The following is a 14184-nucleotide window of genomic DNA, read 5'->3' as shown; positions in this document are numbered from 1 at the left end:
GCGGTACAGGCCGACGCTAGCAGGGGTTGCTTGAATGATGCCTGTCGGCCCCGGATTGGGGTAGAGCCGGCCACGGCCGGCTGCAGGTCACAACCGCCCGAACCCGAACAGCCCTTCCAGCGCATGCCTGCGCCGCTCGATCCGGGCGCGCAGCAGTTGGGCGCCGATCATCGAATAGGTGATGCCGTTGCCGCCGTAGGCCATGGCGAAATGGACCCGCGGCCCCCACTGCGCGTGCGGGCCGAAGAAGGGCAGGCCGTCGGCGGTTTCGGCGAAGGTGCCGGCCCAGGAAAAGGCGGGCACCGGGTCCAGCCGCGGGAACCAGTGCAGCAGCTGATCCATCAGCTTTTCGGCCTTGCGCTGCACGCGCCGGTCGCGCCGCGCCGGGATATCGATGGCGTCATCCAGCCCACCCACCAGCAGGCGGCGGTCGCCGGTGGCGCGCAGGTACAGGTACGGGCGTGCGCTCTCCCACACCATCGTGCGCTGCAGCCGGCCCAGCGTGCCTGCATCGATCGGGTCGGTGATGAAGGCGTAGCTGCTGCGGTTGCGCGCGACCCGCTGTTCAAGCCAACGCTGGTTGGCGTAGCCCATGGCCAGGACCACGTGGCGGGCACGGACCGTGGCGCCGGCCTCGGTCATCGCCGTTGCGCCCTGCGCGCCAGGCTTGAGCGTGTGCAGCACGGTGCGGTCGTGCACATGGCCGCCGCGACGGCGCACGCGTTTAAGCAGGCCGTAGGTGAGGCAGTAGGGATCGACCCGCGCCGCCTGGCGGGTCAGCAGGGCGCCGCCGGCATCCACGTCGAAGCGTTCGCGCAGGGCTTCGCGGTCCAGCCAACGCGCGTCCAGTCCAATATCACGGCGTGCAGCTCCTTCGGCCATCAGGCGCGGCACGTCGCGCCGCCGGCTGGCCAGGTACAGGCTGTCCATCTGCCGGAAGTCCACCTCCTTCAGCCCGCGTGCCACTTCAGCCAGCGCCGGGATCGCGTCGGCACAGGCAAGGTAGGCCAGGGCGGCGGCATCCTTGCCATAGCGCTCGGCCAGTTCCAGCAGATGGGTATCGATCTCATACTGCAACAGCGCGGTGCTGGCCGCCGTGCTGCCCCAGCCGATGTCGCGCTGCTCGATCACCGCCACCTCGTGGCCGTGGGCGGACAGTTCGTCGGCGATCAGCGCACCGGTGATGCCGCCACCGACCACCAGCACGTCGCAGCGCAGATCCTGCTCCAGCGGGGGAAAGGCCTGCAGCAGTCCGTTGCGCACTGCCCACCAGGGGTAGCCACTTTTCAGGTCCATGCGTGGTCGTGCTCAGGCGGTGGGGTGGCCGGTATGCGGGGTCTGGATCAGTTCGGACAGATCGAAGCCCTGCAGGCGGGCCGCGGCCAGATAATGGTCCTGCACGGTCGCGTCCAGGCGTGGCTCGCGCGCCAGCAGCCACAGGTACTTGCGATCCGGGCTGCCGACCAGCGAGACGCTGTAGTCCGGGGCGACCTGGATCACCCAATAGTCGCCCTTGGCGAACGGCAGCCAGCGCAGGCCCTTGGGCAGGAAACTGACCTCCAGGCGCGCGCTGTCGTTGTCGACGGCGCAGGCCTCGCCGGTGGCCTCTTCGATCTCGCCGTCCATGCGGCAGCGGTTGGTGACGCCGACATTGCCGTTGTCGAGCAGGGTGTAGTGCGCCGACACATCGGTGCAGCCTTCCGGCTCGTGGCGCATCGGTAGGCGCGCGATCTCGTACCAGGTGCCCAGGTAGCGCGGCAGCTTGAGGTCGGCGACGGTCTTCAGCGGCGGGTGCTCGGTCATCGGTCATCGTGGCAGGGGCGGGCCTCCACGATGCCGATGGGCTCGCCATGGGCGGGTGAAGCCGGGGCGATGGCCGTGTCCAGAACGATCCGTCGCCGCTGCGACGTGCCTGTTGTCACCGGCATGGCGGTATCCTGCCGCCAGCGCCGTGTTTTCCTGATCCAACCAAGGTGGAGGTGCCGATGTACCAGGTGATCCTGTTGAAGAGTGAATCCGCGTTCGCACGCGAACAGTGGCCGCAGGTCGATGATCTGGTCGACTACGAGGGCGTCAGCTACAGCCTGCGAGCCGGCCCGCGCCAGCCACTGCCGACCGACCACGAGTGGCACCCGGTGGCGGTATATGCGCCCGATGAGATCACCGAGGAAGAGTTCCAGGACTGGTACGCGCTGCAGCAGCCGACCGTGGAAGAGCTGCGCCTCAAGTACTGATACTGCTGCGCGTCCCCCATCCGTCCTTTACCGCCTCTGCCGTATAGTCGCGCGCAGGCGCGGTGGTCCGCGCGAACCGGTGTGGCTGCGTGTCTTCTTTCCTGCGATCGATCCGTGCACGAGGGCCCTGGTGGGCCCTGCTGCTGTGCACTGCCTTCCTGCTGTCCGCGCCGGTGCTGGCGCAGGAGGAGGACCCCACGCCCAAGCAACAGCTGGCGGACATCGATTCGCGGTTGAAGGATGTCGAGCGCAAACGTGGCGATGCGGAAGCCACCGAGACGCTGGCGATGCTGTCCGAGAATGCCTCGCAGGCACGGCGTGACGCCGAGGCACTGGAAAAGGCACTGCAGCCCCAGCTGGATCGCATCAACGAGCAGCTGGCGCAGCTGGGGACGCCTGCCGAGGGCACCACGGAGCCGCCGGAGCTGGCAGCGCAGCGACGGGCCATAACCAGGCAGCGCGACGCCCTGGCCGCGTCGGTGGCCCAGGCCAAGGCCAGTGCCGTGCGTGCACAGCAGCTGGCGGCGGACATCGAGCAGCAGCGCACCGCACAACGTACGGAAGAACTGGGCCAGAAGGTCGCCTCGCCGCTGTCGCCTGCGTTGTGGAGCAAGGTGGCCGAGCGCCTGCCGATCGATATCGCGCGCGTTGCGCCGTTGGCCGAGCAGGGGCGTGACGCGCTGGTGGCCGGCATCCGCACCCATGGCTGGGGCACGCCGTTGCTGGGCCTGCTGGCCGCGCTGGTGATGATGTTCCCGCTGCGGTTGTGGCTGCGCAGGCTGGGGCGGCAGTTCGCCGCGTCCGAGCGCGCGCCTGATGGACGACTGCGCCGGTCTGGCCTGGCGATGTGGCTGCTGCTGGTGGGCACGCTGCTGCCCGGTTATGCCGTGGTGGTACTGATGGCGGCGCTGGATGCGATCGATGCCATCGCGCCGCGCTTGCAGGTCGTGGCCGACGGCCTGGAGACCGCCACCTTCCGTGCGGCGTTCATTGCCGCGCTCAGCGCCTGCCTGCTGGTGCCCAAGCGCCCGTCATGGCGGCTGTTGAACCTGGACGACACCGCCGCGCTGAAGCTGCGCAAATATGCCTGGGGTGCGGCGGCGCTGGCCTGGCTGAGCACGGTGCTGGTGGCCCTCGACCAGGCTACGCGCACCAGCGACGTCACCACGGTGGCGTTGGACGGCCTGATTGCCCTGACCTACCTCGGCCTGATCATGGCCATGCTGGTGACCCTGGCGCGCCTGCATCGCCGGCAGACCGCCGAGGCCGAGGCCAAGCTGGAAGCACAGGCCGATGGCGTGGGGGCAACCACGCCCGTGCGCCGCAGCAGCTGGCTGGTGCTGGCCCGGGTAGCGGGCAATATCGCGGTGGTGGCGGCCATCGTTGCCACGTTGCTGGGCTACCTGAATTTCGCCAAGTTCGTGAACCAGCAGCTGATCGGCGGCAGCATCGTCGTGCTGGCCGCAACCCTGCTGTTCAAGTTCGTCGATGACCTGAGCACCTGGATGCTCAACGCCGACAGCAAGGTCGGCCAGACCATCCTGCTCAGCACCGGCCTGAGCGTATCGCGGCTGGAACAGGCGGGCGTGCTGCTGTCGGCGGCGTTGCGCACCATCGTCGTACTGATCGCGCTGCTGGCGCTGGTGGCACCGTTCGGCAACATCGGCGCGGTGGTGGAGCGCTTCTCTTCGCTGTTCACCTCTGGATTCGACATTGGCGGAACCAAGCTGGAGCCGGTGCGCATCGTGCTGGCGGTGCTGGTGCTGCTGGCTGGCCTGGCCGTTACCCAGCTGGTACAGCGCTGGCTGACCGACACCTACCTGCCCAAGACCGAGCTGGATCTGGGCGCGCGCAATTCGGTGAGTACCGTTGCCCGCTATGTGGGCATCATCATCGCGGTGATCTGGGCGCTGTCGGCGATGGGCCTGCAGCTGAGCAAGCTGGCATTGCTGGTCAGCGCGCTGTCGGTGGGTATCGGTTTCGGCCTGCAGGTGATCACCCAGAACTTTGTTTCCGGCCTGATCCTGCTGGCCGAGCGGCCGGTGAAGATCGGCGACTGGGTGAAGCTGGGCGACCAGGAGGGCGACATCCGCCGCATCAGCCTGCGATCGACCGAGATCCAGGTGGGCGACAAGTCGACGTTGATCGTGCCCAACTCCGAGCTGGTCACCAAGACCGTGCGCAACATGACGATGGGCAACAACCAGGGCCGCATCCAGATCCAGTTCGCGGTGCCGCCCAGCACGGATGTCGGCAATCTGCGGCAGGCGCTGCTGGATGCGTACACCGCGCACACCAACGTGCTGAAACAGCCGGCACCGACGGTCTACATCGACAGCATTGCCGGTGGCCAGATCACCATCAACAGCTTCGCTTACGTGGCCAGCCCGCGGCAGGTGTACGCCACCCGCAGCGACCTGTACTTCAGCCTGTTGCAGATCCTGGCCGAGCGGAACATTCCGCTGTCGACCCCGACCGACATCCACATCATCCGCGATCCGCAGGAGTAGGGGTTTCTTTGCAGGGCTGCGCCCTGCACCCGCTACAAGCCGGAGCTACGGCAACGGCAACGACAAAAGCTGGTTTCCTGTGGGATGGCGGGGTGGGTCCGGTTGCGGGGGCCGCTGCAGGTACCCCTCCGGGGCCCGGCCCAGCCGCTGGCGGCTGCGCGTTCGGGCGGTTGCGAAGCAGTGCTTCGCAAGCGAAGCGCCCTCACCCATGTAAGCTCGGTCGCCGCATCCATGCGGCTCACGCCCCCGCAACCGGACCCACCCCGCCTTCGACAGTTTTCCGCGATCTTTTGGAATTGCTTTTGGGGTCAGATCCGTTTTCCTCCGGAAAACGGATCTGACCCCAGATTGATTTCGATATCTCACAAAAGTGTCGACCAAGGTCTGCACCTACCGACAGCCGCAGGACTCTGTCAGAGGTGGGGCGGTGTCGGAGTGCGGGGTGTCAGCCGCATGGATGCGGCTGCCAACCTCCAGGGACGGATTTACGGCGTCCCCGCACTCCGACACCGCCCCGCCCAACCACGGAATGCACGCTGTTGCTGTTGCCGTTGCTCCGGTTTGTAGCGGGTGCAGGGCGCAGCCCTGCAAATAGCCCTACCCCGCGGTCGGCTGCGCGAGGGCACCAGTGCGAACGTATCCACCGCCAGCTTCTCGGCGTGGTTCAACCACGCGCGGATCTCCAGATCGTCCACTTCGTGATCCAACCCGAACGACACGTTGATCTTGCCGTTGGCATCGGGCTGTACCCACTGCTGGGCCAGTACCACCTTGCGCTGCGAGGACACCGCTTCGATCCAGAAACCGCGGTCCGGGCGCGTGCTCGCCACCAGTTGCAGCATGTACTGGCCGGCACGCGTACGGCGTCCCTTCTGGGTGATCATGTGTGCCTGGCGCACGCTCGGGCGCGGGCCCTGGAGCGTATCCAGCGGTGCATCCACCGCGATGCCACCGCGCAGGTCGTTGTCGCGGTACAGCTTGAAGCCGTTGTCGCGGTTGACGAGCAGGGCGCACCAGTCACCATCGGCCGAGCCGTCCTCGAACGCGGTGCAACGGTCGACGTAGGCCAGGGTGTTGTCCGGGTTGGCATCATCGAACTGGCGCGAGGTGTTTTCCAGGTACACCGACTTCAAGCCCCACTCCTTGTCGTACTCCAGCAGCACCGGCGGCTGCACGTGCTGCAGGCCAACGACCACCTGGTCATCGCCATCGATCTTCAGTTCGCGGGTCGGCTGGCCCAGCCACAGCGAACGGGCGAAGGCCAGGTACTGCGGGTAGTCGCGGCCATCATCGCGCCGCGCGGCCACGCTGGCACTGGGCGCGCGCTGCGGGTCGATCAGCGAGCGGCCAAAGCCCATCGTCTTCAGGTTCGGGTCCAGCAGGCTGAGCAGGGTCGCACCGGAATCCAGGGTGGTGCCAGCGTCGGCACTGAGCTGCTGCGGGGCAATGCCGTCGCCGAGGAACAGCAGCAGGTTCTCGCGCTTCTGCTTGGCCAGCACGTGGCTGAGGTCGTTGGGCATCGCCAGGTGGTCGGAGGCGATCACGATCAGCGTGTCCTTCCCATACGGGCTGGCCTGGATACGCTCGACCAGCTGTGAGATCAGGCGGTCGGTGCACTTGAGTGCATTGAGCAGGCCGATGTTGCCGTACCCGCTCCGGTAGCGCTCGCCCTTGCACGACACCGGCAGGTGGCCCGCCGGGTGGTGGGTGTCCATGGTCAGCGTGGTCAGCATGAACGGTGAACCGGCGCGTGAGAGCTGCTCGAAGCGCTGGTAGGCGGTGTCCAGCAGCACGTCGTCGTGCACGCCCCAGGCCGAGTAGTGGATGCGGCCGATCTTCTTCTGCTGCTTGAACCATGCCAGGTCATGCACTTCGTCAAAGCCATGGCTGGCCAGGAACTGGCCCTTGCCGGCGAACTGGCCGTTGGCGCCGCCCAGGTAATGGTTGGTGTAGCCCTGCTGCTTCAGGTAGTCGCCCAGGCACACCGCCTTGGGCAGGAAACTGCCCATGCGGTCCATGCTGTTCTCGTCGCCCTGCGAGGTGGTCAGCGGCACGCCACACATTGACGACACCAGGCCGGCGATGGTCCAACCGCTGCCTTCGGCCGAGGCCAGGCCACGTACGTCCAGCGACTCGGATGCCAGGCGGTTGAGGTTGGGCATCAGGCCGGGAAACACGGCCTCGTCCAGATAGGTGCGTTCCAGGCTCTCGCCGTAGATCCATACGATGTTGCGCGGGCGCTGCAACGGCTGCGTCGGCACTTGGTACTCGGGGGCGATGCGGGCGAAATCGACCGGGCGCAGCTGCTGGTAGAGGCGTTGGCCGTCACGGGCCAGCGGACTGATCAGGATCGTGGCCACCCACACGGTCGCGAAACCGGCGAACAGCGCACCACCGTGGCCGGGCCGGCGCCAGCGCTTCACCCGCGTGGCAAACAGCGGCAGCAGCGAGACCAGCGCCAGCACGATGAAGCCGGCGATGTAGCCCTTGAAGTCGGAGACACCAGCGCCTTCCATGTCGGCGCCGAGGTGATAAAGCGTGGCGGCGTTGAGCCCATCCCCGGACAGCTTGTCGATCAGCCACCACGCGCTGAGCATCAGCAGTAGCAGCGAGAATGCACCGGCCTTCCACCACACCCACTTGTCGGACGCGAGGAACAGCCAGCACAGCAGCAACAACGACAGCAGCAGTATCCAGAGCATAGGCAGCTTCGGCAGTGACGGGGTGGTGGTGATGGACGTCGTACCGACGCGTGTCCATCCGACCGGCGCTGCTGCAAGCACATCCACATGACAGGCCGATGACCCGATAGTGCATGCACGAACCTGACTGAAATGTTTGTTGGAATGACGCGCGCGCGATCACGCCGCGAAGGTAAAACGAGCGTGAAAGGCTTCGTTGGATTGCATTAAAAACCGCATGAATACGCGGCTTTTTCGCCAATGCATCAGCGGTGCCCGCGTTCCTCGCGTGCCCGCGCGCGGCGATCGAACAGCAATGCACTGGTGACGATGCCCAGTCCCAGCACCACGCCGATCAGCAGCAGTATCAGTGCGATCAGGGGATAGCCGAACAGGTGCCAGCCGGTGTCGATCTTCATCATCATTGCCGCAGCCATGATCAACGCGGCGCTGATGATGCCGGCCGCCACGCGGTTGGCGATCTTCTGCAGGTTCTCCATCAACCGCGATTCTTCCAGCCCGGTCACCTTCATCTGCAGGCGGTTCTCGGCCAGCAGCGCCATGATGTCCGACAGCTTGCGCGGCCCATCGCGCAGCAGCTGCTGCAGCTCCATCGCCTCGCTGGCGATGTTGGCCGCCGACAGGGATTTCTTCAGGCGCGCGCGCATCACGTGCTGCAGCTGGCGCTCGACGATGCGGCGCGTGTCCAGCTCCGGTGCCAGCAGCCGGCACACGGTTTCCAGGTTGAGCAGGGCCTTGCCCAGCAGGCTCAGTTCCGGCGGCGTGCGCAGGCCGCAGGCGGTGGCGATGCGCACCATGTCCAGCACCACGCGGCCTTCCGAGAAGCTGCCACTGGCGGCGTAGCGCGCGATCAGCTGGCCGGTCTCACGCAGGTAGCGCTCTTCGTCGAAGGCCTCCAGCCGCGTGCTGATGCTGATCAGATCGTCGGCCACCTCTTCGCCGCGGCCATCGACGGCGGCGAACAGGATCTTCAGCAGCCGCTCGCGCAGGCGCGGCGGCATGTGCGCGACCATGCCCAGGTCGAAGATCGCCAGCCGGCCATCGGGCATCACCCGCAGGTTGCCCGGGTGCGGGTCGGCATGGATCTCGCCATGCACGAAGATCTGGTCCAGATAGCCGCGGATGAGCGCCGCTGCCAGCGGATCCATGTCCTGCTCGGTGCGGCGCACGCCAGAGATCGCATCCACGCGCACGCCGGTGGCGAGCTCCATGGTCAGCACGCGCTGGCTGCTGTAGTCCCAGATCGGCTGCGGCACCCACAGGCGGCGGAAGGGCCGCAGATGCCGTCCGAAGCGGGCCAGATTCTCGGCCTCGGCGTGGTAGTCCAGCTCCTGCATCAGGGTCTTGGCGAACTCGTTGAGCCAATCGCGCAGGCGCACGCGGCGGCCCACCTGGGTCAGGTGATCGGCGGCCAGCGCAAAGCTGCGCAGCGCTTCCAGGTCCGAGCGCAGCTGCGCGGCCACCTCAGGCTTCTGCACTTTCACCGCCACCTGGCGGCCATCATGCAGCACCGCGCGATGCACCTGCGCGATCGACGCACAGCCCAACGGCTCGGGATCGAACGAGGCAAACAGCTTGCTAACCCCCACGCCCAGCTCCTGCTCGATGATGGCGTGGATGCGCTCGACCGGGATCGGCGCCACCTTTTCCTGCATGCGTTCCAGGGCGGTGGCGAACTCCACCGGTACCATGTCCGGGCGGGTGGACAGCATCTGGCCCAGCTTGACGAAGGTCGGCCCCAAGGCCTCCAGGTCACTGACGAACTGCTCCGGGTTGCCATCGGCGGGCACGTCGGCCTGGTTGCTGGCGACGTCCAGGTTCATGCCCGAGAAAACGCCCGAATGGCGGTAGCGCATCAGCAGGCGCAGGATCTGGCTGCGCCGGTTCATGCCTTTGACCAGCGGGGGATTGCCATTGGCGGTGGGCGGATTGCTCAAGCGGAACTCCCATGCGGCAAGGACGGTAGTGCCGGCCGCTGGCCGGCAATGTCCGGATTCGGCAGTGTCGCCGGGGGAAGGTGGGCATGCGGTGAACCCCGCGGCTATCGCAGAGACCGGCGGATCGGTCAGAATCGGCGCATTCCCTCTCTTGGACGCCCCATGGCCGGTGCCAGCCTGTTCGCCCTGCTCGACGATATCGCCTCCCTGCTCGACGATGTCTCGGTGCTCACCAAGGTCGCCGCGAAGAAGACCGCCGGTGTGCTGGGCGACGACCTGGCGCTGAACGCGCAGCAGGTGACCGGGGTCAACGCCAACCGCGAGCTGCCAGTGGTGTGGGCGGTGGCCAAGGGCTCGCTGGTCAACAAGGTGATCCTGGTGCCGGCGGCCCTGGCGATCAGTGCGTTGGAAGCCTGGCTGCGCAGCCGCGGCTGGAACGTGCCGCTGATCGTGCCGCTGATGATGATCGGCGGTGCCTTCCTGTGCTTCGAAGGCGTGGAGAAGCTGGCGCACCGCTTCCTGCATTCCTCCGACGACGATGCCGAACGCCAGGCCGAACGCCGCAAGGCGCTGGCTGACGCGCAGGTGGACATGGTCGCGTGGGAGAAGGACAAGGTGAAGGGCGCGATCCGCACCGACTTCATCCTTTCGGCCGAGATCATCGTGCTCACCCTGGGCGTGGTCGCCACTGCGTCGTTCACCAACCAGATCCTCACGCTGAGCGTGGTCGCACTGGCGATGACCGTGTTCGTCTACGGACTGGTGGCGGGCATCGTCAAGCTCGATGACGCTGGGCTGTACCTGTCGCGCAAGGGCGGTGCCATTGCCGCCTTCGGTCGCGGGCTGGTGGCGTCGGCGCCGTGGCTGATGAAGTTCCTGTCGGTGGCCGGCACCATCGCCATGTTCCTGGTCGGCGGCGGCATCCTCGTGCACAACGTGCCGGCCCTGCACCACGCGGTGCAGGCGCTGGGCGGCGAAGGGCAGTGGGGCTGGCTGGTGAGCGCGGTGGGCAACATGGTGGTCGGCATCATCGCCGGCGCCATCGTGCTGGCAGCGGTGACCGGGTTCCAGAAGCTGCGCGGTAAATAAGCCCGTAGACCCTCGGGGTCAGATCCCTTTTCCCGTTGGAAAAGGGATCTGACCCCATTCCACGATCACCCCGCCTGCACCCGGTTCTTGCCCTGCCGCTTGGCCGCATACAGCGCGTCATCGGCACGCCGCAGCAGGGTTTCGGTATCGTCACCGGGCTGCCACTGCGCCAGCCCGGCGCTGAAATGCACCGGCACGCGCTGGTCCTGCACGGTCAGCACGCGATGGGCCAGCGAGCGCTGCAGGCGCTGCACGGTGGCCATGCTGTCGGCGCCCTGGGTTTCCGGCAGCACCAGCACGAACTCGTCGCCGCCCAGCCGTGCGATGCCGTCGGTGGCGCGCAGCAGCAGCTTGCACACGGCCACCAGGTGCTGCAGCAGCGCATCGCCACCGGCATGCCCATGCGCGTCATTGGTCTGGTGGAAATCATCCAGGTCGATCACCGCTACGCCCAGCGGTGAGTTGTTGCGTGCGGCGCGGGCCAGCTCGCGCTCCAGCAGTTCGTCCAGGCCACGGCGGTTCAGCGCCTGGGTCAGTGGATCGATGCGTGCCAGGTCACCAGCGGCGCGCAGTTCCTGCTCCAGCTCGGCAATGCGCTGCTCTGCGCGCTCCACTTCCTGCCGCGCATTGGCCAGGTGATCGCGGGCCTGTGCGGCCTGCTGCTGCACTTTGCCTGTATCGCGCATCACCTCCTGCAGCAGCTGGTTGAGATCGGCGATGCTGCGCGCCTCGCGCAGCTGCAACGCGTAGCTGCCGATGCGGTCGTGGTATTCGCCGGTGCTGGTGGCCATGCCATCCATGCGCTCGATGAACTCGCCCATCAACCCGCGCATCGCCGCCTTCGAATCGTCGATGCCCTGGCGCAGCAGCCCCTGCTTGTAGATCACTTCGCGCAGTTCGGCCCGGGTGCGCTCGACCGCTTCCGCTTCCAACGGACCGTCCAGCAACTGGCGTACCGCCGCGATCTGGCCCTGCAGCCAGCTGCGGTCATCCAGCAGTTCGCTGACGTTCTCCAGCAGCAGCGCGAACAGCTCCAGCAGCAGCGCCTGCTGCTCCTGCCAGCTTTCGGCACGCACGCCGACCTGGTGGCCAAGTTCGCGCACGCCCTGTTCGATGGGTTCCAGGGCCGTGCCCGGCTGCCATTGGCGCAGGCGCAGGGCCAGCGCCTGCGCTTGCTCGCGCAGGTCCGGGTCGTGCTGCAGCAGGGCCACCACCGCACCGCCCAGCAGCAGCCGCAGCTGCTCGGACAGGCGCAGGCTTTCCGGCTGCCCGTCCGGCGAATGCTGCTCGATGGTGCGGATGTACTTGTCGATCAGCTGCCGCATCGCGCGCCCATAGCGCGGCCAATCGGCGCTGGCCTGTGCGGACTGCAGGCGGTCGCCCATGTCGCCCAGTTCGCCGGGCAGGGTGGCCATGCCGTTGGCGAACGCCGCCAGCAGCGGTTCCGGCGCATCGGCGCCTGCGAACAGCTGCTGCAGCGCCACGCCACCGCCGCCCTGCAGCACTACGCGGTCACCCCGCCCATCGTCCACCACCGCGCGCACGCGTGCCGGCGGCCCAAGGGCGGTACCGGGGGCAGGGCGGTGGTCGGGCTGGTCCGTCATGGAGCGAATCCTGGGGCTGGCAGGGACTGGTTCCAGCATATCGGCGCGGCCGCCGAGGGCTTGAACGGCTAGGATGGGCGACAGGATGCCGCAGTGGAGGTGGTGATGCGCGTGATGTTGCTGGGGGCGACCGGCCTGGTCGGCGGGCTGACCCTGCGCAGGCTGCTGGACGACCCGCGCTGCAGCGCCGTGGTTGCCCCGACCCGCCGCCCCCTGGCGTTGACTCACGGGAAGCTGGAGAACCCGGTGCTGGCATTCGACGCGTTGCCCACTTCGCCAGAATGGGCGCGCGTTGACGCGGTCATCTGCGCGCTGGGCAGCACCATCGCCCAGGCCGGCAGCCGCGATGCCTTCCACCGTATCGACCACGACTATCCGCTGGCGTTCGCCCGCCTGGCGCAGGCGCAGGGTGCGCAGGCCTTTGTGCTGAACTCCGCAGCCGGCGCCAATCCACAGTCGTCGATCTTCTACAGCCGGGTGAAGGGCGAGCTGGAGCGTGACCTGCGCGCGCTGGGATTCAACTCGTTGACCCTGGTCCGCCCAGGGCTGATCGGGGGCGAGCGCAACGAGGTGCGTCGCGGCGAACGCCTGGCACTGACGGTGCTGGGTGCTTTGGGGCCGGTGTTGCCGCGTGCGTGGCGGATCAATCCGGCCACCGAGATTGCCAGGGCGCTGGTCGAGGCTGCGTTGGCCCCGCAGCCGGGCGAGCACGTGGTGGCGTCGAGCACGCTGGTCGGCTGATGTCGCGAGCGCTGCGCCTGACCCAGCTGCTGCAGCTGCTGCGCCGTCATCGACGGCCGGTGGCCGGGCAGGCGCTGGCCGAAGCGCTGGGCATCAGCCTGCGCACGCTGTACCGCGATATCGAGACCCTGCGCGAGCAGGGCGCCGACCTGCGTGGCGAGGCCGGCGTCGGCTACCAGCTGGCACCCAGCGATACCTTGCCTCCCATGACCCTGCCACCGGCCGAGATCGACGCGCTGGTGCTGGGCCTGCGCTGGGTCGCCGCGCGCACCGAGCCGGCGCTGGCCGAGGCCGCACGTGATGCCCTGGCGCGTATCGCCCATGTGTTGCCCGCGGCACGCCGCGAGGCATTGCGTGACAGTGGCCTGCGCGTTGGCCCTTCGCGCGCGGGGAGCAAGGTTCCCCCGCGCGTCTGCAGGCCGTGCGCGAAGCCGTGGGATCGCAGCAGCGCCTGAAGTTCGCTTACGAGGATGCGCACGGCCAGCGCAGCGCGCGCGTCGTCTGGCCGTTCGCGCTGGGCTACTTCGATGAGGTGCCGATGCTGGCGGCGTGGTGCGAGCACCGCGAGGATTTCCGCCATTTCCGGCTGGATCGCATCCGCCAGGTGCGTGTGCTGGAGGACTGCTACCGCGTGCCGCGCGCCACCCTGCTGCGGCGCTGGCAGAAGGCCCAGGGCATTGCACCCGACTGGCTGGATCGCTCATAGCCACAGCAACAGCGGGGAGCGGGGGGAGAGTCGACTGTTAGTCGACTATCGCGCGCAGCGCGGGGTTTCAAGCAGGCTGAAGGAAGAGCAGTCGACTAACAGTCGACTCTACCGACAGACAAATCTGCTGACAGAATCTGTCAGCAGGCCCGTACCACCATGAACGCTCCCAACAACGGAGCTTCCCCATGTTCACACCCAGCACCCTGCTGCAGTACGTGCACGACGTCGCCACCAGCGCAACCTTCTACAGTGGCATCCTCGGCAAACCACCGGTTGAACAGTCGCCCGGCTTTGCGCTGTTCCTGCTCGGTGATGGTGCCGCACTCGGCCTGTGGCAGCGCGATGACGTGCAGCCTCCGGTGTCCGCGCAGGCCGGTGCCGCCGAACTGGCGATGGTGGTCGCCAACCCCGACGCCGTGCAGCAGATGCACGATGCGTGGCGCGCCCTCGGCGTGCAGATCCTGCAGGCGCCGGTGACGCTGGAATTCGGCCACACCTTCGTCGGCGCCGACCCGGATGGCCATCGCCTGCGTGTGTACAGCCGTGCCGAGGGAATGGTCGCGCGCGATTGATCGCAGGCGATCTGTGGAGCCGAGCCCATGCTCGGCTTGCTTCTTGCCTTCATCCACGCATGACGTGGATATATTGCAAGGCAGCC

At 67.4% G+C, this 14184-nt stretch carries 8 protein-coding genes and 3 pseudogenes; 6 read left to right on the top strand and 5 right to left on the bottom strand.

The window, feature by feature from the left end; translation table 11 throughout:
- Positions 1-87 precede the first annotated feature (87 nt).
- Together DL544_RS19655 and DL544_RS19650 are read right to left on the bottom strand one after the other, a co-directional pair.
- Positions 88-1296, bottom strand: a complete 1209-nt coding sequence (locus tag DL544_RS19655; protein ID WP_139727875.1) for an NAD(P)/FAD-dependent oxidoreductase — start codon at positions 1294-1296, stop codon at positions 88-90.
- Between the two features lie 12 nt (positions 1297-1308).
- The gene (locus DL544_RS19650; RefSeq protein WP_005419954.1) at positions 1309-1803 is read right to left on the bottom strand and encodes a lipocalin family protein; all 495 of its coding nucleotides are present in this window, start codon (positions 1801-1803) and stop codon (positions 1309-1311) included.
- A gap of 182 nt (positions 1804-1985) precedes the next feature.
- On the opposite strand from DL544_RS19650, the gene DL544_RS19645 reads away from it, so the two are divergent.
- Both DL544_RS19645 and DL544_RS19640 read left to right on the top strand, forming a co-directional pair.
- Complete coding sequence (locus tag DL544_RS19645; RefSeq protein WP_005419952.1) at positions 1986-2234, top strand: hypothetical protein; 249 nt, start codon at positions 1986-1988, stop codon at positions 2232-2234.
- A gap of 89 nt (positions 2235-2323) precedes the next feature.
- Positions 2324-4744, top strand: coding sequence for a DUF3772 domain-containing protein (locus tag DL544_RS19640; protein ID WP_065186534.1), 2421 nt, complete (start codon positions 2324-2326; stop codon positions 4742-4744).
- A 599-nt stretch (positions 4745-5343) separates the two neighbouring features.
- Here the strand turns inward: DL544_RS19640 and DL544_RS19635 are convergent.
- Together DL544_RS19635 and DL544_RS19630 are read right to left on the bottom strand one after the other, a co-directional pair.
- Positions 5344-7446: pseudogene (locus tag DL544_RS19635) on the bottom strand (phosphoglycerol transferase I); the annotation flags it as partial.
- A gap of 245 nt (positions 7447-7691) precedes the next feature.
- Positions 7692-9338, bottom strand: a pseudogene (locus DL544_RS19630) (ABC1 kinase family protein); the annotation flags it as partial.
- Between the two features lie 207 nt (positions 9339-9545).
- Here DL544_RS19630 and DL544_RS19625 point away from each other — a divergent pair.
- Positions 9546-10472: a DUF808 domain-containing protein gene (locus tag DL544_RS19625; protein ID WP_065186531.1), complete on the top strand. Its 927-nt coding sequence runs from the start codon at positions 9546-9548 to the stop codon at positions 10470-10472.
- A gap of 65 nt (positions 10473-10537) precedes the next feature.
- Here DL544_RS19625 and DL544_RS19620 read toward each other — a convergent pair whose 3' ends face one another.
- Positions 10538-12076, bottom strand: coding sequence for a GGDEF domain-containing protein (locus DL544_RS19620; RefSeq protein WP_005419936.1), 1539 nt, complete (start codon positions 12074-12076; stop codon positions 10538-10540).
- Between the two features lie 105 nt (positions 12077-12181).
- Here DL544_RS19620 and DL544_RS19615 point away from each other — a divergent pair, with 105 nt between their 5' ends.
- The 3 genes and pseudogenes from DL544_RS19615 to DL544_RS19605 all read left to right on the top strand — a co-directional run bounded on the left by DL544_RS19615 (position 12182) and on the right by DL544_RS19605 (position 14098).
- Positions 12182-12817 (top strand): Rossmann-fold NAD(P)-binding domain-containing protein, encoded by a 636-nt coding sequence (locus DL544_RS19615; RefSeq protein ID WP_139727873.1) that lies wholly within the window; start codon positions 12182-12184, stop codon positions 12815-12817.
- Positions 12817-13523: pseudogene (locus DL544_RS19610) on the top strand (helix-turn-helix transcriptional regulator). Before DL544_RS19615 ends, DL544_RS19610 begins: the two are co-directional and overlap by 1 nt.
- 188 nt (positions 13524-13711) lie before the next feature.
- Positions 13712-14098 carry a VOC family protein gene (locus DL544_RS19605; protein ID WP_065197052.1) on the top strand — a complete coding sequence of 129 codons (387 nt, stop codon included), beginning with the start codon at positions 13712-13714 and terminating at the stop codon, positions 14096-14098.
- The last annotated feature ends 86 nt before the right edge of the window (positions 14099-14184 follow it).

Origin of the sequence: Stenotrophomonas sp. pho (genome assembly GCF_006228405.1) — a bacterium.
Taxonomy (GTDB): domain Bacteria; phylum Pseudomonadota; class Gammaproteobacteria; order Xanthomonadales; family Xanthomonadaceae; genus Stenotrophomonas; species Stenotrophomonas sepilia.
The sequence above is the reverse complement of the archived record's forward strand: the minus strand, read 5'-3'. Positions and strand labels throughout refer to the sequence as shown.

What these genes read in the sequence shown, in the direction of transcription:
- DL544_RS19655 (WP_139727875.1), bottom strand. Translation starts at nt 1,296, where the DNA reads ATGGACCTGAAAAGTGGCTACCCCTGGTGGGCAGTGCGCAACGGACTG.
- DL544_RS19650 (WP_005419954.1), bottom strand. Translation starts at nt 1,803, where the DNA reads ATGACCGAGCACCCGCCGCTGAAGACCGTCGCCGACCTCAAGCTGCCG.
- DL544_RS19645 (WP_005419952.1), top strand. Translation starts at nt 1,986, where the DNA reads ATGTACCAGGTGATCCTGTTGAAGAGTGAATCCGCGTTCGCACGCGAA.
- DL544_RS19625 (WP_065186531.1), top strand. Translation starts at nt 9,546, where the DNA reads ATGGCCGGTGCCAGCCTGTTCGCCCTGCTCGACGATATCGCCTCCCTG.
- DL544_RS19620 (WP_005419936.1), bottom strand. Translation starts at nt 12,076, where the DNA reads ATGACGGACCAGCCCGACCACCGCCCTGCCCCCGGTACCGCCCTTGGG.
- DL544_RS19615 (WP_139727873.1), top strand. Translation starts at nt 12,182, where the DNA reads ATGCGCGTGATGTTGCTGGGGGCGACCGGCCTGGTCGGCGGGCTGACC.
- DL544_RS19605 (WP_065197052.1), top strand. Translation starts at nt 13,712, where the DNA reads ATGTTCACACCCAGCACCCTGCTGCAGTACGTGCACGACGTCGCCACC.